The organism is Rhizobium sp. KNZ2-6A (genome assembly GCF_056755475.1).
Window position 1 is genome coordinate 39,494 of sequence record NZ_JBNDIC010000022.1, and the last position, 19,604, is coordinate 59,097.

At 59.8% G+C, this 19,604-nt stretch carries 22 protein-coding genes; 13 read left to right on the forward strand and 9 right to left on the reverse strand.

What is annotated here, in order from left to right; all coding sequences use genetic code 11:
• Window positions 1–48 precede the first annotated feature (48 nt).
• Window positions 49–1,350, reverse strand: a complete 1,302-nt coding sequence (locus ACPYOP_RS16685; RefSeq protein ID WP_481411474.1) for a D-alanyl-D-alanine carboxypeptidase — start codon at window positions 1,348–1,350, stop codon at window positions 49–51.
• Window positions 1,351–1,577: 227 nt separating this feature from the next.
• On the opposite strand from ACPYOP_RS16685, the gene ACPYOP_RS16690 reads away from it, so the two are divergent.
• Complete coding sequence (locus ACPYOP_RS16690) at window positions 1,578–2,636, forward strand: polysaccharide deacetylase family protein (RefSeq protein WP_481411475.1); 1,059 nt, start codon at window positions 1,578–1,580, stop codon at window positions 2,634–2,636.
• Between the two features lie 3 nt (window positions 2,637–2,639).
• Here ACPYOP_RS16690 and pdxH read toward each other — a convergent pair whose 3' ends face one another.
• Window positions 2,640–3,260 (reverse strand): pyridoxamine 5'-phosphate oxidase, encoded by a 621-nt coding sequence (gene pdxH, locus ACPYOP_RS16695; RefSeq protein ID WP_481411476.1) that lies wholly within the window; start codon window positions 3,258–3,260, stop codon window positions 2,640–2,642.
• Between the two features lie 66 nt (window positions 3,261–3,326).
• Between pdxH and ACPYOP_RS16700 the strand changes: the two genes are divergently transcribed.
• The 4 genes from ACPYOP_RS16700 (at window position 3,327) to ACPYOP_RS16715 (ending at window position 6,798) form a co-directional block, all read left to right on the forward strand.
• Window positions 3,327–3,785, forward strand: coding sequence for an RT0821/Lpp0805 family surface protein (locus tag ACPYOP_RS16700; RefSeq protein WP_481411477.1), 459 nt, complete (start codon window positions 3,327–3,329; stop codon window positions 3,783–3,785).
• Between the two features lie 301 nt (window positions 3,786–4,086).
• The gene (locus tag ACPYOP_RS16705) at window positions 4,087–5,244 is read left to right on the forward strand and encodes a DnaJ domain-containing protein (protein WP_481411478.1); all 1,158 of its coding nucleotides are present in this window, start codon (window positions 4,087–4,089) and stop codon (window positions 5,242–5,244) included.
• Between the two features lie 121 nt (window positions 5,245–5,365).
• The gene (gene fabI, locus ACPYOP_RS16710) at window positions 5,366–6,184 is read left to right on the forward strand and encodes an enoyl-ACP reductase FabI (protein WP_481411479.1); all 819 of its coding nucleotides are present in this window, start codon (window positions 5,366–5,368) and stop codon (window positions 6,182–6,184) included.
• A gap of 17 nt (window positions 6,185–6,201) precedes the next feature.
• Window positions 6,202–6,798 carry a histidine phosphatase family protein gene (locus ACPYOP_RS16715; protein WP_481411480.1) on the forward strand — a complete coding sequence of 199 codons (597 nt, stop codon included), beginning with the start codon at window positions 6,202–6,204 and terminating at the stop codon, window positions 6,796–6,798.
• 116 nt (window positions 6,799–6,914) lie between these two features.
• Here ACPYOP_RS16715 and ACPYOP_RS16720 read toward each other — a convergent pair whose 3' ends face one another.
• Window positions 6,915–7,175 carry a DUF1344 domain-containing protein gene (locus ACPYOP_RS16720; RefSeq protein WP_481411481.1) on the reverse strand — a complete coding sequence of 87 codons (261 nt, stop codon included), beginning with the start codon at window positions 7,173–7,175 and terminating at the stop codon, window positions 6,915–6,917.
• 389 nt (window positions 7,176–7,564) lie between these two features.
• Here ACPYOP_RS16720 and aroC point away from each other — a divergent pair, with 389 nt between their 5' ends.
• Together aroC and ribB are read left to right on the forward strand one after the other, a co-directional pair.
• Window positions 7,565–8,662, forward strand: a complete 1,098-nt coding sequence (gene aroC, locus ACPYOP_RS16725; protein ID WP_481411482.1) for a chorismate synthase — start codon at window positions 7,565–7,567, stop codon at window positions 8,660–8,662.
• A 10-nt stretch (window positions 8,663–8,672) separates the two neighbouring features.
• Window positions 8,673–9,776, forward strand: coding sequence for a 3,4-dihydroxy-2-butanone-4-phosphate synthase (gene ribB / locus ACPYOP_RS16730; protein WP_481411483.1), 1,104 nt, complete (start codon window positions 8,673–8,675; stop codon window positions 9,774–9,776).
• 178 nt (window positions 9,777–9,954) lie between these two features.
• Here ribB and ACPYOP_RS16735 read toward each other — a convergent pair whose 3' ends face one another.
• A complete protein-coding gene (locus ACPYOP_RS16735; RefSeq protein WP_481411484.1) occupies window positions 9,955–11,199 on the reverse strand; it encodes an argininosuccinate synthase in 1,245 nt (414 codons plus the stop codon).
• 138 nt (window positions 11,200–11,337) lie between these two features.
• Here ACPYOP_RS16735 and ACPYOP_RS16740 point away from each other — a divergent pair, with 138 nt between their 5' ends.
• Window positions 11,338–11,799 (forward strand): Lrp/AsnC family transcriptional regulator, encoded by a 462-nt coding sequence (locus ACPYOP_RS16740; RefSeq protein ID WP_481411485.1) that lies wholly within the window; start codon window positions 11,338–11,340, stop codon window positions 11,797–11,799.
• Between the two features lie 111 nt (window positions 11,800–11,910).
• On the opposite strand, the gene ACPYOP_RS16745 is transcribed toward ACPYOP_RS16740, so the two are convergent.
• The 3 genes from ACPYOP_RS16745 to ACPYOP_RS16755 form a co-directional block, all read right to left on the reverse strand.
• Window positions 11,911–12,459, reverse strand: a complete 549-nt coding sequence (locus ACPYOP_RS16745; RefSeq protein ID WP_481411486.1) for a GNAT family N-acetyltransferase — start codon at window positions 12,457–12,459, stop codon at window positions 11,911–11,913.
• Window positions 12,460–12,786: 327 nt separating this feature from the next.
• Window positions 12,787–13,839, reverse strand: a complete 1,053-nt coding sequence (locus ACPYOP_RS16750; protein ID WP_481411487.1) for a dipeptidase — start codon at window positions 13,837–13,839, stop codon at window positions 12,787–12,789.
• 85 nt (window positions 13,840–13,924) lie between these two features.
• Window positions 13,925–15,115, reverse strand: coding sequence for a winged helix-turn-helix domain-containing protein (locus ACPYOP_RS16755; RefSeq protein ID WP_481411488.1), 1,191 nt, complete (start codon window positions 15,113–15,115; stop codon window positions 13,925–13,927).
• A 107-nt stretch (window positions 15,116–15,222) separates the two neighbouring features.
• Here ACPYOP_RS16755 and ACPYOP_RS16760 point away from each other — a divergent pair, with 107 nt between their 5' ends.
• The 3 genes from ACPYOP_RS16760 to ACPYOP_RS16770 are packed head-to-tail and all read left to right on the forward strand — an operon-like array spanning window position 15,223 to window position 17,088.
• A complete protein-coding gene (locus ACPYOP_RS16760) occupies window positions 15,223–15,900 on the forward strand; it encodes an energy-coupling factor ABC transporter ATP-binding protein (RefSeq protein ID WP_481411489.1) in 678 nt (225 codons plus the stop codon).
• On the forward strand, window positions 15,900–16,502 hold the full coding sequence (locus ACPYOP_RS16765) for an energy-coupling factor transporter transmembrane component T family protein (RefSeq protein ID WP_481411490.1): 603 nt from the start codon (window positions 15,900–15,902) through the stop codon (window positions 16,500–16,502). The genes ACPYOP_RS16760 and ACPYOP_RS16765 overlap by 1 nt, the downstream gene beginning before the upstream one ends.
• 28 nt (window positions 16,503–16,530) lie before the next feature.
• Window positions 16,531–17,088, forward strand: coding sequence for a biotin transporter BioY (locus tag ACPYOP_RS16770; protein WP_481411491.1), 558 nt, complete (start codon window positions 16,531–16,533; stop codon window positions 17,086–17,088).
• 123 nt (window positions 17,089–17,211) lie between these two features.
• Here the strand turns inward: ACPYOP_RS16770 and ACPYOP_RS16775 are convergent, their stop codons facing one another.
• On the reverse strand, window positions 17,212–17,613 hold the full coding sequence (locus tag ACPYOP_RS16775) for an acyl-CoA thioesterase (protein WP_481411492.1): 402 nt from the start codon (window positions 17,611–17,613) through the stop codon (window positions 17,212–17,214).
• Between the two features lie 167 nt (window positions 17,614–17,780).
• Here ACPYOP_RS16775 and ACPYOP_RS16780 point away from each other — a divergent pair, with 167 nt between their 5' ends.
• Complete coding sequence (locus ACPYOP_RS16780) at window positions 17,781–18,722, forward strand: histone deacetylase family protein (RefSeq protein WP_481411493.1); 942 nt, start codon at window positions 17,781–17,783, stop codon at window positions 18,720–18,722.
• A gap of 2 nt (window positions 18,723–18,724) precedes the next feature.
• Window positions 18,725–18,976, forward strand: a complete 252-nt coding sequence (locus ACPYOP_RS16785; RefSeq protein ID WP_481411494.1) for an exodeoxyribonuclease VII small subunit — start codon at window positions 18,725–18,727, stop codon at window positions 18,974–18,976.
• An 80-nt stretch (window positions 18,977–19,056) separates the two neighbouring features.
• Here ACPYOP_RS16785 and ACPYOP_RS16790 read toward each other — a convergent pair whose 3' ends face one another.
• Window positions 19,057–19,590, reverse strand: coding sequence for a hypothetical protein (locus tag ACPYOP_RS16790; protein ID WP_481411495.1), 534 nt, complete (start codon window positions 19,588–19,590; stop codon window positions 19,057–19,059).
• Window positions 19,591–19,604: the final 14 nt, after the last annotated feature.

Consider the following 19,604-nt stretch of genomic DNA (forward strand, 5'->3'; position numbering starts at 1 on the left):
GGCGGAGGCTTGCCCCGCCGGCTCGCTTTTATCCAATTGGGACTATGCTCAGCCCTTGCTCGGCAGCAGCATGCAATCGAAATCCTTGCGCTTCAGAGCGGAGCAGGCGGAATTCGCATCGTCGCGGTTTGCGAAACCGACGAAGCGGGCGCGATAGATCGTGTTAGCGCCCTTGCCGACGGCTTCGGTATAGGGCGAAGCGTTGGCGAGCGCATTGCCGGCCCTGGACTTGGCTTCGGAAAGCAGATCCTTGGCGGCCTGGGCGGTCGGGGTTGCGGCGATCTGCACCTGCCAGTTGCCGGTCGCCACCGGCTTGTTGGCAACGAGGATCTCATCCATCGCAGCCGGGCGATCCATCGGCACGGTGACGTTCGAGGCCGCGGCAAATGCCATCGGGACGACCTCGACGCGCTTGCGCGCCGGCGCTGGTGTCGTCGTCGTGGCCGTGGTCTGGGTATCGACATCGACCCCAACGTCGTCGGAGGCGGAGGCCACTTCGACCTGCTGCGGAACCTTGCCGCCGCCGACACTTGCAATCAGCCGCGATGACGAAACGGGGCTTGCCTTCGGAATATAGCGATCCAGCAGCGATGCCATCAACGCGTCGCGCCCGCGCGCCGTGGCGCCGCCCATGACGACGCCGATCACGCGGCGATTGCCCTGGCGCACGGCGCTGACGAGATTGAAGCCGGAGGCGTTGGTATAACCGGTCTTGATCCCGTCCATCCCTTCATAGCGATACATCAGATTGTTGTGACCGCGCACGCTGCGGCCACGATAGTTGAAGCTCGTCTGCGAGAAGAGCCGGTATTCCTGCGGATAATTATTGATGAGCGCGACGGCGAGCGTCGACATATCGCGTGCCGTCGTCACCTGCTGCATGCTCGGAAGACCGGAAGCATTGACGAAAACGGTGCGGCGCATGCCGATTTCCCGCGCCTTCTGCGTCATCAATCGGGCAAAGCCGCTTTCGCTGCCGCCGAGCGCTTCCGCCATGGCGGCCGCGGCGTCGTTGGCGGACTTGATGATCATGCCGTCGACGGCTTCGCGAACGGTCACCGTGCTGCCGGGCTTCAGGCCGAGCTTGGTCGGCGGTTTGGCGGCGGCGGCGCGTGATACCGGTATTCTTGTGTTCCAGCTGAGCTTGCCGCGATGGATCGCCTCGAAGGCCATGTACAAGGTCATCATCTTGGTCAGCGATGCCGGATGGTTGAGGTCATCGGCATTGCTTGATGTCAGTACCTTGCCGGTCTTCGCATCCATGATGAAATAAGCGCTGCCGGCAAAGCTCGCCGCAGGAGCGCTCACCAGCAAGACGGCCGCTGACAGAGCCATCAAAAGTCTTTTCATAATTGTCCCCGACCGAAAGAATGCCAACACACCGCATCAATCCCTGTATGATTTTGCGACAAAAAACCTGATAGCGGTGCGATATTGAGGCAACAGCCTCGATAGTTCTTCAATTTTGCCGTTCCTGGTAAAATAACCATTAACGCATTGGAAATTATGGCAAAGATTCAGTAAGGTTTAACGAGGATGCGCTACAGCATTGACCTTGGTCAACCGGGTCGATCCGCATGGAACAGGGCATCAAGGTCCGCCTCAAGCGCAGGATGATTTCCAGCGGACTGGAGGCTGCCGCAATTCTGAAGAGTGCCGGCCTGATGCGCGACGTTGCCGGCCTTGGCGCCATCTTCACCCTTCACCATGTCCGCCCTGCCCTTTCCCGCCGCTTCGCGCCCAATGCGCATCTCGAGGTTTCGCCCGATTTTCTCGACCGCGCGATCGCACGGCTGAAAAAGGACGGCTATGAATTCATCGCCCTTGACGCTCTTCCGTCACGACTGGCGAATGCCGTCGACAAGCCGCCCTTTGTCACCTTCACGCTCGACGACGGCAATCGGAACAACCTCGAACATGCCCTGCCGGTCTTCGCCCGTCATGGTGCGCCCTTTACCGTCTTCGTCGCCCAGGGGCTGTCGGAGCGAAGCCACAGCATATGGTGGGAAACACTCGCCGAGCTGCTCGGCCGGCTGGATCGGCTGACATTCGATTTCGGCGCCGGCGAAGAGTTCTTGCCGCTCGGCAAGGAGAGCCACAAGCATGCGGCATTTGCCCGCTTCGCCGCTTTCGTCCACGGCCATGAGGAAAGCGAAGCCCTCGCCCGGATCGACGAACTTGCCCGGCGCCACGGTCTGGAACCGCTCGACATCGTCAGCGCATCGATCATGGATCGGACTGACTTGAGGCAGCTCGCTCGCCATCCCCTAGCCTCGCTCGGCGCGCATACGGTGAGCCACCGCGCGCTGTCGCGGCTGCCGGAGGCGGAGGCAGCGGCGGAAATGGCGCTTTCGGCCGATTATGTCGCCGATGTCACCGGACGGCGGCCGATCGCGATTGCCTACCCTTACGGCACGCTTGAAGCTGTATCGCCACGCGAGGGCAGGCTTGCGGCGGAGCTCGGCTTTTCCGTCGGCGTCACGACGCGCCCCGGCACGATCATGCCGACGAATGGCGCAGCGCCTATGCTCCTTCCGCGGCTGTCGCTGAACGGCCACTACCAGAAGCCACGCTACGCATCGGCGCTTGCCTCCGGCATCCCCATGCACTTGATGGGGCGCCGGGAAACAGCATAGATCTTAAGGATACGTTCGCACCTTCTGCCAGGCGCCTTCCGGCACTTCCCGGCGAAACTCGATGCGATCGTGCAGGCGGAACTGGCGGTCGTGCCAGAATTCGATCGAGAGCGGCCGGATGCGAAAGCCTGACCAGTGGGACGGGCGCGGAATGTCGCCGATGGCATAGCGGGCGGTATATTCGGCAACCGCCTTTTCCAGCGCGAAGCGGCCCTCGAGCGGGCGGGACTGCTTCGAAGCCCAGGCGCCGATGCGGCTGCCGCGCGCCCTGGTCTTGAAATACTCATCCGCTTCCTGGTCGCTCACCACTTCAACCACACCGCGCAGGCGCACCTGGCGGCGCAGCGATTTCCAGTGGAAACACATGGCCGCTTTCTTGTGGTAAAGAATTTCTTGACCTTTCTGGCTTTCGAAGTTCGTATAGAAGACGAATCCGTCGCTATCAAAACCCTTCAGAAGAACCATGCGGACATTTGGCAATCCATCCTTATCCACCGTTGCCAAGGCGACCGCATTCGGATCGTTCGGCTCCGTGGTCTCTGCTTCGCGCAGCCAGGCCGCGAAAAGAGCGAAAGGTTCGTTCTGCTCGGTGAAGTCACCGCTTGTTAACTCGTTTTCCGACATATTAGTTCAAATACTCCGCAATTCCTAATAACCGCCGGCCCCTCTGGCAGGCCAAAAAACGTTCGGGTGGAAGTCATAGCAAAGTCGACCGTTCATACAAAGCGCAAGCTTGCAAAAGGCGTGACGATGGCTGTCGTCCTTGTCTCCCTTTTCACCCTTGGCGGCTGCGTCGGCGGCGGCATGGACTACCTGAGCTCGGCCAAGGTGGATCGCAGCGTATCGACGGGCACGGTGCCGACGGCGCCTGTAACCACGGACAGCATCTCCGATGAAACCACGGTGCGCAATGCGGTGACCTCGGCGGATCTTCAGAAGCTCAACGGCCAATCCATCCCCTGGGCAAACGCCTCCACGGGCAGCGCCGGCGTCATCGACGCCATTGTCGAAAGCAATGCATCCGGCGTGGTTTGCCGCCAGTTCCGCACCAGCCGTCATTCCTATCAGGGCATCGCCAATTTTTCCGGCAGGACCTGCCTCGTCGGTCAGGGCGAATGGCAGCTGCTGAGTTTCCAGCAAGCCGGCTGATCGCCTTTTCCCCCTTTTTCCGCATGCCATCGACCCAGCCGAACGGGGATAGTCGACGCGCCATGTCGTTACGATTTCCCCGCATTCATCGTTAGCGATCGGCTAACCATGTGCTGAAATGGAAGTCGATGGTTCCCGCCCGGCGTAACGCCTGATTAGCAACTCTTCCCGCAGGATCGGTTCACACGCGCTTCGGCCATGCCTCCCTAACGGGACGCAAGGGGATGAAGCGCGATCAATTGGTTCTTTGCTTGGGATGCTGCGATGGAGCTTGGCATACCCATGAATAATGGCGGGAAAGATGCGCGATCCTTACAAGGTGTTGGGCGTTAAGCAGGATGCTGGAGTCGACGAAATCAAGGCTGCCTGGCGCAAACTGGCAAAGTCCGCCCACCCGGATCACAATCTGGGCGATCCGACCGCGTCGGAGCGTTTCGCCGAAATCGGCCTGGCCTACGAGACGCTGAAGGATCCGCAGAAGCGCAGCCGTTACGATCAGATCGCGCGCATGGCGGAAGCCAAGGGCCAGAGCCGTGAGCAGACGATCATGCAGCAGCGGCAGGCGGCACGCGAGGCTGCCGAGCGTGCCAGGGCCGCGCGCGCCAATGCCGAGAAGATCATGGAGGAGCTTGCCCGGGCGAATGCGCGCAAGGCGGCGGCCTCCGCGGCATCAGCTCAGCACAATGCGGCAAGCGAGACACCCGAAGATGTGGTCGAGCGCATATTCGGGGTAAAATCGGGTCGCGCGCAGCAGCAGGATCAAGCCGCAGCCGCCGAGACGGTTGCGCAGAAGCAACAGGAGGCCAACGCATCCGCCGGGGAAGAAACACACGCGGAGGAGGAACTGCTGGCGACGGGAACCTCTCCCGCTGGTTCCCGCTCCACCTTCGGCATTCTCGGCTCGCTCGTACGCCGCTTTACCGGCGGCAATGTCCAGGAAAAGCCGCCGGAAAAGACGCCCGAGGTTGCCGCCGAAGCCACCGTGACGCTCGACGACATGTTGAAGAGCCGTTGGATCATCGTTCCTCTGTCGGATGGCCGCGAAGCGCGCTTCCAGGCGACGACGGATATTGCCAACGGCCAGGTGCTGCATTTGAAGGGCCAGGGGCTGAAGCTGCAGGGCATGCTGCGCGGCGATGTCGCCATCACCGTTCATCTGTCGACCGACGGGCGCTTCACGCTCGACGGCAGCGATGTGCGCACGATATTGCCCGTCACCATCGAGAATGCGGTCCTCGGCTGCGAAACGACTGTCGAGGGGCTGAACGGGCCGGTCAATATCACGGTGCCGGCCTGGTCCGGTTCGGATCAGATCGTGCGCATTCCCGGCGAGGGATTGCCCGATGGCAATGGTGGAAAAGGCGATCTCGTCGTCGAATTGCGGCTGATGCTGTGGGAAAAACCGGATGATAAGGTTACGGATCTGATGCGCAGCATGCGTGAAGGGTTTTTCCTGTGAAATTTTGGTGACAACAGCACCCTTTGTTACGATCCCTAACAGTTGATGATCTTGACAATGCTTGAACAGGGGATCGGCCTATGCCATAGGCAGGTTCAATTGTAATTCAAGGGAGCATAATATGGCTCAAGCCACTGGCCTCATGGCAGGCAAGCGCGGCGTCATTCTCGGCGTTGCAAACAACCGTTCCATAGCGTGGGGCATTGCCAAGGCCTGTTCGGACGCCGGAGCCGAAATCGCATTGACGTGGCAGGGCGACGCCCTCAAGAAGCGCGTCGAGCCGCTCGCTCAGGAACTCGGCGCCTTCATGGCAGGCCATTGCGACGTCACCGAGCCGGCAACGATCGATGCGGTCATCGACACGCTTGAGGCGAAATGGGGCAAGATCGATTTCGTCGTGCACGCCATCGCCTTCTCTGACAAGGACGAGCTGACCGGCCGCTACCTCGATACCAGCCGCGACAACTTCACGAAGACGATGGACATCTCCGTCTATTCCTTCACGGCAGTTGCACAGCGTGCCGAGCGAATCATGAATGACGGCGGCTCGATGATCACCCTCACCTATTACGGTGCGGAAAAGGTCATGCCGCATTACAACGTCATGGGTGTCGCCAAGGCGGCCCTGGAAGCAAGCGTACGTTATCTCGCCGTCGATCTCGGTGGCCGCGGCATCCGCGTCAACGCGATTTCGGCCGGCCCGATCAAGACGCTCGCAGCTTCCGGCATCGGCGATTTCCGCTACATCCTGAAGTGGAACGAGTACAACGCGCCGCTGAAGCGGACTGTGACCATCGACGAGGTCGGCAATTCCGCGCTCTATCTGCTGTCCGATCTGTCGACGGCCGTCACGGGCGAAATCCACCACGTCGATTCCGGCTACCACACGGTTGGCATGAAGGCCGTGGATGCGCCTGACATTTCCGTCGCGAAGGACTGACAACAGGAAATCTGACCGTGTCGCCCATCCTCTATGTGATACGTCACGGTCAGACCGACTGGAATGCCGAGCGGCGCCTGCAGGGGCAGAGGGACATCGATCTCAATGCCATCGGCCGCGAACAGGCGCGGCAGAACGGCATCGATCTTGCCGAAATCCTGACCTTCGAAAACCGACCCTTCGATTTCATCGCCAGTCCCCTGCGCCGCACGCGCGAGACGATGGAGATCGCCAGGGACGCCATGGGCCTGCCGCCCAAGGACTATCGCACCGATGACAGGCTGGTCGAACTGTCCTTTGGCGCCTGGGAAGGCTTCACCCTCAAGGAATTGAAGGCAACGCAACCGGACCGGCTTGCCGAGCGCAAGGCGAACAAATGGGATTTCATCCCACCGGGCGATGATGCCGAAAGCTACGAGATCCTGTCCTGGCGCGTCGGCTCATGGCTGACATCTGTCGATCGGCCAACCGTCTGCGTCACGCATGGCGGCGTCATCCGCACATTGTTCCGCCTGATCGGCGATGTCGAAAAGGAAGAGGCGGCCGAAATCCCGATTCATCAGGATCAGATCCTCAGGGTCGATCCGCATATGAAAATCATCGGCTGGATGTAGAGCGGTTCCGCATTGAGACCAAGGGCGACGGGGCTCTGCGAAACCATGCCGGAATGATCGTTCCCTGAAGCCTTGAGTTATTTCCGAGCCGCTGGTTGCCCCGGCGGCACCATCATTTACTGAACGATATCAAGATCGTTGACGACGCGCTTGCCGTCGACTTCCGTGTAGAAGACGACAACCTTCACGCCGGTCTGCAGGCCGTTGAAATCGAAATCCTCCGGTACCTGATAGTTCTTGCCGTCATCCAGGGTGATACTGAAGTTCTTCGCATCGACCTTCTTGATCGTTGCCTCGACATCGGCGCTTTCGGCAAAGCCCGCGACGGGCGCAAGCAGGCTTGCCGTGGCCAAAAGCGTCGCTACAAAAAAGCGCATGGTTGTTCACCCTTCAGGTCGATTTGATTGTGATTTCTTATGCGGCTTAGAAAACACGTCGAATATGGCGGAAGTTGCCCCCAATAGTGGCTTAGCTCGCCCAATTGGTGAATGTGTCGTCACAATCCACAGTGCGGATTAATCTTTGTTTACCATACCGATGACCGGCGGGAGACGGCGCCGGGCAGCGCTTCCGTGACGGCGAAAAGAAAGATTTTGTCTTGCCGGCTTTTTGGCCTCGATCATCCGGCATTGGAATCAAATAAGCAGAGCATGGTGTCGCCCGAAAACCGCTTACACTTTTCGGTATCATGCTCTATGAGTGGGCCGAAATTGCAAGAGAGAAAAGGCAGTCTGTTCATCGGGCTGCAGCAAACCGGTCGTTTCCCATGTCGCACAATACATTCGGTCATCTTTTCCGCGTCACCACCTGGGGCGAAAGCCATGGCCCGGCGCTCGGCTGTGTCGTCGATGGCTGCCCTCCGGGCCTCCGCTTCAAGCTCGAAGACATTCAGGCCTGGCTCGACAAGCGCAAGCCGGGACAATCCCGCTTCGTCACGCAGCGGCGCGAGGATGATCTCGTCAAGGTTCTCTCGGGCGTGATGATGGACGGGAACGGCGAGACGATGATCTCGACCGGCACGCCGATCTCGATGCTGATCGAAAATACCGACCAGCGTTCGAAGGATTATGGCGAGATCGCGCGGCGCTATCGCCCGGGCCATGCCGATTATACCTATGACGTCAAATACGGCATCCGCGACTATCGCGGCGGTGGGCGCTCTTCGGCGCGCGAGACGGCGGCACGCGTCGCGGCCGGCGGCATTGCCCGCCTCGTCGTGCCCGGCGCAACGATTCGCGGCGCGCTGGTGCAGATCGGCAAGCACAAGATCAACCGCGCCAACTGGGATTGGGCTCAGGTGGACCAAAACCCCTTCTTCGCCCCGGATCCGGAAATCGTGCCGGTGTGGGAAGAATATCTCGACGGCATCCGCAAGGCCGGCTCCTCGATCGGCGCCGTGGTCGAAGTCGTGGCCGAAGGCGTGCCGGCAGGGCTCGGCGCTCCGATCTACGGCAAGCTCGACCAGGATATCGCCTCGCTGCTGATGTCGATCAACGCCGTCAAGGGCGTCGAAATCGGCGAAGGCTTCGCCTCCGCTGAACTGACCGGCGAGGAGAATGCCGATGCGATGCGCATGGGCAACGACGGCAAGCGCATCTTCCTGTCCAACCATGCCGGCGGCATTCTGGGCGGCATTTCCACGGGCGAGCCCATCGTCGCGCGCTTCGCCATCAAGCCGACCTCCTCGATCCTAACGGAACGCCAGTCGATCGATGCCGACGGCAACAATGTCGATGTGCGCACCAAGGGCCGCCACGATCCGTGCGTCGGCATTCGCGCCGTGCCGATCGGCGAAGCGATGGTTGCCTGCGCCGTTGCCGACCATTATCTGAGGGATCGCGGCCAGACGGGCCAGCAGAGGTAGGAATTTCGAAATGTCTTACGACCAGAAGCGTGTTGTCGATGCCATCCGGGCCTTCGAGGCCGGCGAGATCGTTGTTGTCATGGACGACAATGATCGCGAAAACGAAGGCGACCTGATCGTCGCCGCGGTTCATTGCACGCCCGAAAAAATGGCCTTCATCGTCCGCCATACATCCGGCATCGTCTGCACGCCGATGCCGCGCGAAGAAGCCAAGCGGCTGAACCTCAACGCCATGGTGGCGGAAAACGATTCCGCGCATACGACGGCCTTCACCGTCTCCGTCGACTTCAAGCATGGCACCACGACAGGCATTTCCGCCGACGACCGGACGCTGACCGTCCGCAACCTCGCCAATCCGAATGTCGGCCCCGCAGATTTCGTCCGCCCCGGCCATATCTTCCCGCTGGTTTCTCGCGAAGGCGGCGTACTGATGCGCTCGGGCCATACCGAAGCGGCAGTCGATCTCTGCAAGCTTGCCGGCCTACCGCCGATCGGCGTCATCAGCGAACTCGTCAATGACGATGGCACGGTGATGCGGGGCCCGCAGGTGGCCGGTTTCGCCGAACAACACGGGCTGAAGATGGTCTCCGTTGCCGATCTCATCGCCTATCGCCAGCGCAAGGAAACGCTGATCGAGCTCGGCACCAGCTTCGATATCGATACGGCCTTCGGCAAGGCTCGCGCGCATACCTATTCTCTGCCCTGGGACACGATGCAGCATCTCGCCGTCGTCTTCGGCGATATCCGTGACGGTATCGACATCCCGGTGCGCCTGCATCCTGAAAGCGTCGCCGAGGATATTTTCGGCAAGCGCCGGCCTGTCGATTTCTACATGAAGAAGATCGCCGAGGAAGGCCGCGGCATCATCGTCTATCTGCGTGAAGGTTCCGTCGGCGTCGGCCATTTCGACAATGGCCGCAAGGCACGCCAGGCCGAGCGCGAGAGCCATACCGAGGCGCAGGCGCGCGACAGCGAGTGGCTCGAAATCGGCCTCGGCGCACAGATCCTCAAAGATCTCGGCGTCAGCTCGATCAAGCTGCTGACCAGCCGCGAGCGGCACTATGTCGGCCTCGAAGGCTTCGGCATCAAGATCGCCACCACGGAAATCTGCTGATCTTCACCACCCTCCCCTTGAGGGGGAGGGTCGGAGCGACGCTCCGGGGTGGGGTGATTGCGGCGACCTCCGCAGCCAGCCAACTGTCACCCCACCCGCGCGTTCCGCGCGACCTCCCCCCTCAAGGGGGAGGTGATAGAAGCTGTCGCTCGCTGGGCCTGGCTCACTTCCTCGGTGCTTATGAATTTTGCAACAAGCCGGGTTTGCCTGATTGTCTGTTGCGGGCCGCCCAGCTTTTAAGACGCAGCCCATTGAGCTTGATGAAGCCCTCGGCATCATGATGGTCGTAAATGCCCGAACCCTCTTCGAAGGTAACCAGATCCGTCGAATAGAGCGAATGGGGCGAGCTGCGCGCGACGACGCTGGCCGACCCCTTGTAGAGCCTGACCGTCACCTCGCCACTGACATAGGTCTGGCTCGCGTCGATCAGCGCCTGTAGCATTTCTCGTTCTGGCGCATACCAGAAACCATTATAGATGAGCTCCGCATAGCGGGGCATGATCTCGTCTTTCAGGTGAGCAGCGGCGCGGTCGAGCGTAATTGACTCGATCCCGCGATGAGCTGCCAGTAAGATAGTGCCGCCTGGTGTCTCATAAATCCCGCGTGACTTCATGCCGACAAACCGGTTCTCGACCAGATCGAGCCGTCCCACTCCATGTCTGCCACCAAGTTCGTTGAGCGCGGTCAAAAGGGCAGCCGGAGACAGCTTGTCGCCATTGAGGGAAACCGCGTCGCCCTTCTCGAAACCAATGGTAATAAACTCAGGCAAGTTGGGTGCATCCATGGGATCGACTGTGCGCTGATAGATATGATCTGGCGCAATATCGGCCGGGTCTTCCAGTACCTTGCCCTCGGTCGAGGTATGCAGCAAATTCGCGTCGATCGAGAACGGCGCTTCTCCTCGTTTGTCTTTGGGAACGGGAATTTGATGTTTTTCGGCATAGTCGATGAGCTGCGTCCGGGACTGAATGTCCCATTCGCGCCATGGGGCGATGATCCTGATCGAGGGATCGAGCGCATTGGCGGTTAGTTCGAAGCGGACCTGGTCGTTGCCCTTGCCGGTTGCCCCGTGGGCAATGGCGTCCGCGCCGACTTCCTGCGCAATGCCGATGAGATGCTTCGCGATCAGCGGACGGGCGATGGAGCTGCCAAGGAGATACTGGCCCTCGTAGAGTGTGTTGGCGCGGAACATCGGGAAAACGAAGTCGCGCACGAATTCTTCGCGGACATCCACGATCCGGATGTCCCTGGTCCCGAGCATTTCAGCCTTCCGGCGCGCCGGCTCCAGCTCCTCGCCTTGGCCCAGATCGGCGGTGAAGGTTACGACTTCGCACTTATAGGTCTCCTGCAACCATTTCAGAATGATCGACGTGTCCAGACCACCTGAATAAGAGAGCACGATCTTCTTGAACTTTTTCGGCATGAACGGGTTTCCATCTTTGCGTTTTACGGATGGAATGTTAGGCTAACACATGCGCAACAAGCTTGCGAAAAAGGCAAAGATGCATCAAAATTTGGCATAAAATGCCAAGTACTGAAGGCTTAGAAGCTGAAAGCACCAATGGTCTTAGACGATATCGACCGCCGCATCTTGCGAGCGCTTCAACGAAACGGGCGTATTTCCAATGTCGAGTTGGCGAACGAGGTCGGGTTGTCCCCTTCACCTTGCCTTCGCAGAGTGCGATTGCTGGAGGAAGCAGGCGTCATTGATCGCTACGTTGCCGTGCTCGATCCGACGAAGGTCGGTGCCGGCCTTACGGTCTTTGCCCGCGTTTGGTTCAAAACACAGGATGCCGAGATAACGGTCCAGTTTGGCGAGGCGATCCGTCGCTTTCCGGAAGTGATGGAATGCTACCTCACGACCGGGGAATGCGATGCAATCCTTCGAATTGTCACGGCAGATCTACACAGCTATTGGCGCTTCCAGGCCGACTATCTGACACGCATTCCCAGCGTTTTGAATGTCAAGACGGACGTACCGATGGAAACGCTGAAGCAAAGCTTCGAGCTGCCATTGAGATGAGTCATCGTGTTTCCTCGAGCCTCGTTTGCGAGGCTGCCAAGTAGAGCGGAATTCTGCATCTGCTTTTCGTGCACCGTCACGGGTTTTCAGGCAGCCGGATTCCAAGTCAAATTAACGGTCGCTTCTCGACAAGAACTCGCGATCCAGCAGGCCCATCATGATGTCATCGTGCCAGCTGCCGTTGACGTAAGCGGTCTCCCGCTCCCTTCCTTCGACGATGAAACCGCATTTTTCATAGGCGCGGATGGCGCGCTTGTTGTAGGCGAGCACGCGGATTCCGATGCGATGCAGTCCTATCTCGCCGAAGGCATGGTTTAGCAGAAGAGTGATCGCTTCCGTGCCAAAGCCTTTGCCAAGCAAGGCCGGATTGTTGATGCCGATTGCCATCGTCGCGCGCCGATCCTCGCGATTGACGTTGTCCAATCTGATTTCGCCGGCAAAGGCGCCGTTGATTTCGATGACCCATGCATGCGGATGATCGGTGAGCCATTGCAGCCACCGGGCGATGCCCTCCCGGGTAACCGGCTTCATGTCGTCCTTGTTGACGCCGTACATCTCCGCGATCTCGGCATGGTTCCCCAAGGCGAAACGCGCATCGGCGTCCTCGGCACATGGCGGGCGGAGCCTGACGTTGCTGCCTTCAAGAATTGGTGACGACAACGAACCCTCCCTTTTGATAGGCGCCTCTGCCTATGCGACACCCTAAGTTATGACCTCTATCAAAAGCGTAGGCTTGTAACGCCGCGCTGGGACCGTCTGGAAATGACTTTGCTATAAGCTACCAGCCGCACGCAACCTCATCTTGGCCTGGAAGGCTTCGGCATCAAGATCGCCAAGACCGAGTTTGCGAACTTTTACCCTCTCCTTGAGGGGGAAGGTCGGAGCGAAGCTCCGGGGTGGGGTGATGTCTCCCCGCACTCAGGATCACCCCCACCCGCCGCTATGCGGCGACCTTCCCCCTCAAGGGAAAGGTGACAAAGCTCACGATCAATCAGGCCATGTGAGGCCGAATACGCGAAGCCAATTGTCATAGGCGAATTTTCGCAGGATCGGCTCATCGAACCCGCTTTTGCGCATGGCCTCCATGAGATGTGGCAAGCCGCTTGCGTCCCTGATCTTACGAGGCATAACAGCGCCGTCAAAATCCGATCCAAGGGCGACCCCATCCGCTCCAACGCGGGCGATGAGATAATCGATCTGACGAATAACGGCTTCAAGCGGGGTATCTTCCTCAAGATGGGCATCCGCGCGAATGTCATTGACGGCCAGGTTCAACCCGATAACCCCGCCGGTATCGCGGATGGCATCCAATTGCCGGTCGGTCAGGTTGCGGGTCGATGGACATATGGCATGGGCGCAAACATGCGTGGCGACGAGCGGAGCGGTGCTCAATGCCGCGACATCCCAAAATCCGCGCTCATTCAGATGGGAAACATCGATCATGATGCCGAGTTCATTGCATCTTCTGACCAAATCCTTGCCTAAATCCGTAAGGCCGGGGCCGGTGTCAGGCGATCTCGGATAAGCGAAGGGAACGCCATAGCCAAAAATGTTCGGGCGGCTCCACACGATGCCCAGGGATCGGAGGCCAGCATCATAGAGGCTATCCAGATAGCCGAGATCGGGGCCGATGGCATCGGCGCCTTCCATGTGGAGGACGATGGCAAAGGCGCCGTCATGTCGTGCCGCCTCGATCTCGCTGACGCTCGTCGCAAGGCGTATTTTGTCGCCAGAGCGTCCAATCAGCTTCCCTATGGCCGAAAGCTGCCCATCGATCCGCAGCCGCGCATGGTCGGGATGCAGGGTTTCGGCATAGCGAACTTCGTATCCGTCATCTGTGATCGTCAGATCATCCACCGGCTCATGCTCCGGCGAGGCAAACATCGCGAACAATCCGCCGGCCAGGCCTCCTTCGAGTGCTCGTGGAAGATCGAGATGTCCGGCTTCCGATCGAGCCAGAAAATCGCGGCCGTCGGGCTTATAGTCTAGCATGAACTGGACTGCGTCGTTGTGCCCATCGAAAATCCGAATAGTGTCCATGCGACCGCAGTCCCCATAGGTCAGAGGCAGTTTCGCTTACGCGTCAATGCAATCCGCAGCCGATCTTTCGAAACGGAAAAGCAGATCACCCCCGCCAGCCCTCGAGAAACACCACTTTTTCGACGCCGGCAAAGCGGGCGACACGCTCCAGTTCCGCTTCCAGCTTCTCCAGCCGGCCGGCCGATGCCTTGACGCCCGGTTCCAGCCAGAGGCGCTTGACATCAAGGGTCCCCGCCTTGCGGTCGGCCTTCATGTCAATCCGTCCGATCAGCCGGTCGCCCTCCAGCAATGGGAAGACGTAATAGCCGTATTCGCGCTTCGGTTCCGGCACGAAAATCTCGATGCGATAGAAGAAGCCGAACAGGCGTTCGGTACGGTTGCGATCGCGCAGCGTGGGATCGAAGGGGCTGAGGACACGGATGCGCGCCGGCGCTTCGGCGTGGCTGTCGAGCGTGTCATGAAAGTCGAGGAAAGCAAGCGACGGTCGAGGCTTGCCGCCGCCGGCAGGCTCGATCAACACTTCGGTCAGTTCGTCGCGATGTGTTTCGACCCAGCTTTTGGCCTCCTGCGGCGTCACCAGATCCCAGAAGGCGGCGATCTCGCCTGAGGTCGCAAAGCCGAGACGCTGCAGCGCGCTGCGGCAGGCCCAATCGACAAATTCGTCATGCTCCACTTCCGGCTCATGGAAATGGGCCGGCAGCACACGTTCGACGAGATCGTAGACCTTCTGGAAATTGGTGCGGCCGGCAATCGCGAACTTGCCGGTGCGCCAGAAATATTCGAGTGCCGTCTTGTTCGGATGCCAGTTCCACCAGCCGCCGGAGACATGATCCTCCGCCTTGACCTCGCGGGCGGTGATGGCGCCGTTCTTCAGCACGCGCTCGTAGGTTTCCTCGAAAGCCGCCTCGAACCCCTCGCCCCGCCATTTGCGCCAGCGCGCGATAATCGCCTCATCCTCGCGGCGGAAGCGATGCTTCCAGTAGACGAAGAAGGCGCTCGGCAGGATGGAGGCATCGTGCGTCCAGTTTTCGAAGAGCGCGCCATCCTTTTCCAGGAGCTCCGTCAGGTGCTCGCGCCGATAGGTCTGGTTGCGCGAAAACAGGATCTGGTGATGGGCGCGCTCGACGGTGGCAATGCTGTCCACCTGCACGAAGCCGATGTCGTGGATGAGCTGCAGCAGGCCCGCCTTGGTCAAGGCGCGGTTCGGCGGATTGGCGAGCCCCTGCTTGGCAAGGAACACGCGGCGGGCGTCACGATTCGAAAGCAGATTCGTCATGACTGGATCATAGGCATAAATTCCCATGCTTTCAAAGAGGCGTTGATTTGATAAATCGGAGCGATGCGCTATAGCTCCGCGACACAACCATGAAACAGGGAAGCCGCTTGGACATCCGCTTCGATAATGCCGGCGTCGACTATGACAAACGAACCGCTCTCTTCCCGCTGAGCCTGACGCTTCAGGAGAAGCGCGTCGGGATCATCGGTCTCAACGGTTCCGGCAAGACGACCTTCGCGCGGCTGATCAACGGGCTCGTCAAGCCATCGACCGGGCGCGTCGTGGTCGACGGTCTCGATACTGTCGGCGATGCCCGCGAAGTGCTCGGCAAGGTCGGCTATATTTTCCAGTCGCCGCAGAACCAGATCATCCTGCCCATCGTGCGCGACGACATCGCTTTCGGGCTCAAGGCGCGCGGATACGACAAGGCTGAAATCGAGGCGGCCGTCGAGGGCATTCTAGGCCGGTTCGGCGTCAGCCATCTGGCGGCGCGGCGGGCACACGAGCTTTCCGGCGGGGAATTGCAGATGGCGGCACTCTGCTCGGTGCTGGTCACCGGCCCCGACATCCTCATTCTGGACGAACCAACCAACCAGCTCGACCTCAAGAACCGGGCGCTGGTGCAGAAGACCATCATGGGACTGCCGGAAAACGTCATCGTCATCAGCCACGACCTGCCTCTACTCGAGGATTTCGAGCGGGTGTTGGTGTTCGATCAAGGCCGGCTCATCGCCGACGCGCCTGCCGCGGAAGCGATCGCCCGCTACAAGGAGATGGCAAGCTGATGCAGACGCTGCATGTCGATGTCGATACTTGGCTGCACCGGCTTTCGCCGCGCGTAAAGCTCCTGGCACTCGCCGCACTTGGCGTTCTGCTGTTTCTGACGAATTCCATTGCGGTGCTTGTCTGCGCAAATCTCATTGGCGCAGGGCTCTATTTCAACACAGGCCTACCGATCCCAAACGCATTGAAGCGGCTGCGGCCGATCCTGATCTCGATTGCTGTCCTTACAATTTTCACGGCACTGGTCGGCCCGCTCCACGCCGCGATCGTCACCGCCCTGCGCTTAACCGCGCTTGCGTTGTTTGCCGCCACGGTGACGGCGACGACATCGATGGCCGCATTTATCGACGAGATCACTGCCCTTGCCATGCCGCTCGAAAAGTTCGGCCTGCTGAAAGCCGCCGATATCGGGCTTGCGATCGGCCTCGTGATCCGCTTCGTCCCCGAGATTCTCGATCGCTACCGCGCGATCCGCGAAGCGCATCAGGCACGCGGGATCAAGGTTCGCCTGGCGACCACGCTCGCGCCGCTGATCATCCTGACGCTGCGCGATGCGGACAATATCGCGGCGGCGATTGACGCGCGCGGCATTCGGCGTCAATGAACAAAGATCTTTTTCGGAAGGAGCCGCCATGAACACCCGCGATCTCGTCCTCTCGGCACTTTTTGCCGCCATCATCGTGGCGCTCGGCCTCTTGCCGCCGATCCCGATCGGTATCATTCCCGTGCCGATCACGGCGCAGTCGCTCGGTGTCATGCTCGCCGGCGTCGTGCTCGGCGCCAAGCGCGGCACGATCGCGGTGCTGCTGGTGGTCGTCCTCGTCATCATCGGCCTGCCGGTGCTGTCGGGAGGCCGCGGCGGTCTTGCCGTCTTCGCCGGTCCGACGGCCGGCTTTTTCGTCGGCTGGATATTCGCAGCCTTCGTCACCGGCTATTTCTCGGAGAGACTAGTGAAGCCGGAACAGAGCGGGCTCGTTCAGGGCGTCGGCTTCTTCATCGCCGCCGTCATCGGCGGCGTGGTGGTGCTCTATGCGTTCGGCATTGCCTGGCTGACCATCAATATCGGGTTCAGCAAGGCGTTTCTCGGGTCCTTGGGCTTTGTGCCGGGAGATGTCATCAAGGCTGTCGTCGCGGCTCTGGTCGGTCGCGCCGTCATGGTCGGCTATCCGCTTCTGCCGCAGCGGAGCTGAAGCAATTCCAGGAAAAGTGCGGAGCGGTTTTCCGTCCGGAATTGCGTAAATACAAAAGGCTCTAAAGCACGTCGCGCAAGAGTGTGCGGCGGTTTTACGACAACGCCGCGCGCTTAGCTCGATTCACGTCAGGTATTTGTAGAGCCAGTCGCGCGTGTCTTCCGGCAGCGGCGCCGGATCGTGTTCGTCGCCATGGACCGCGAGCCAGAGAATTTCCACCTCCGCCGCCAGTTCGTTGCCGGTTTCGACCATGATCATGAAGCCGATCGACTTGCCGCCGATCTTGTTGACGCTGATCGAAAAGCGGGCAAGATCGTCATGGTGCAAGGCCCGGTGCAGCGAACAGGATGCTTTCCTGGCGATGTAAAGGGGCTCGTCCTTGACCAGCGGCCGCGTGCGCCAGAAATTCGAGAGCGCTGTTTCCGCCTGAGAGATATAGGAGGCGATAAACATCTGGCCGTGCCGGTCGACATCGCGCGGCGGCACCCTTACCTCGACGACATCGGATCGTTCTGCTCTCGCCATCACGCAATAATCCTGGCCGACGCCATACTCGCCCTAATAAAAGCTTAACACCAGGCCCCGATAAGTAAACGGGCGCCATTGAGAGTGGTTAAGGTGGGTTGTTGACATTGTAGTGACATTGTCCATGTCCTGTAATAGGCGTCACACCTCATTTATAGATTGGCCCCATGAGCACACGTCTTTACGAACACCCGATCTTCCTGGAACATATTGTTCCGCCTGGCCACCCGGAGCGGCCGGATCGGCTGCGGTCACTGAATATCGCGCTGGAGCACCCCAATTTCGAGCGGCTGGACCGGCGAAAGGCGCCTCCCGCCCATGAGGATGCGATCCTGCTCGCGCATCCCGAGGAGCATCTGGATTTCGTGCTGCGTTCGATACCGGACAGGGGCGACGACGGCGAAATCAACCAGATCGAGGCCGATACCTATGCCAGCCCGAAGACGCTGCAGGCGATCATGCATGGCGTCGGCGGCGCAATGGCGGCGGTCGACGATGTCTTCTCCGGTGCGGCCGACAATGTCTTCGTCGCGGCACGTCCGCCCGGCCACCATGCCGAGAAGACCAAGGCCATGGGCTTCTGTTTCTTCAACAACGCCGCAATCGCCGCTCGCCATGCGCAAAAGGCCCATGGCGCCGAGCGCGTCGCCATCGTCGATTGGGATGTGCATCACGGCAATGGCACGCAGGACATTTTCTGGGACGATCCGTCCGTGCTCTTCTGTTCCACCCATCAGATGCCGCTCTATCCGGGCACTGGCAAGAAGGATGAGCGCGGCGCGCACAACACCATCGTCAACGCGCCGCTGTCGCCCAATACGGGCGGCGATCATTTTCGCGAGGCCTTCAAGTCGCGTATCCTGCCGGCGCTGCACGACTTTCGCCCCGACCTCATCATCATCTCGGCCGGCTTCGACGCCCACCACCGCGATCCGCTGGCACAGCTGAACCTGACGGGCGAGGATTTCGACTGGGCGACGGGACGGCTGCTTGAAGTCGCCGACCGCAGCGCCAAGAACCGGGTCGTCAGCCTGCTCGAAGGCGGCTATGATCTGGAAGGCCTCGCCGAGTCGGCGGGGATGCATATTCTACGCATGATGAAAGGTTGACGATGAGCGAGAGCGCCAAGGCAGATGTATCAGGCTATTCCTTCGAGAAGGCCGTGGCGGAGCTTGAGAGCATCGTTGCACGGCTCGAACGCGGCGATGTGGCACTGGATGAATCCATCACCATCTACGAGCGCGGCGAAGCGCTGAAGAAGCATTGCGAGGCGCTGCTTTCGGCTGCGGAAAACCGTATCGAAAAGATCCGGCTCGACCGCGCCGGTAAGCCGCAGGGCACGGAAGCGCTGGACGGCGCTTGAGGCAGAACAGTTGCCAGCACCTGCCGGAAATGTCGCTTTTTGAGCCTCGTGAAACGCTTCGATGCGAATGAACGATTTCGTCAAGGCGACATGAACTGTATATAGCCATCATGATCGAGCGAAAACGCGAAGCTGGCCCGCTTCCCGTTTATGGACACATGATACTCTTTGCCTCTATCGCCGATTTTGAATGCATCCGGATATTTTGTTCTGATAACGTTTGCGAATTGACGTTCGATCGTTTCATCGTCTGCCATGCCCGGATGACGTCGATACTTCGTATCACATAGTCCGTCTGGGTTGATGATAACGATAAGCGATCGGTCGTCTGTTGCTCCCTCAGCGTATGTATATTTGCCGGAGATCAAACTCGAGCCTTGCTTGGTTTCGAACGTCTTAACCCCATATCGAGCCGCAGCCGCGCGAGCCTGCGTATATGGAGCGCTATAAGCAAAGCAAATATCTCGAAACGCAGCAACCGCAGGCCCTATTGCCGTCGGATTAGCCACTTTTGTGGTAACTTGCTGCTCAGGCCCATCACTCGCTGTGCTGCATGAGGCGAGCATCACTCCCAAGAGAATGGCAACCAACGCTTTGCTTCCATCAATGTCCATGCCTGTTCGTCTCC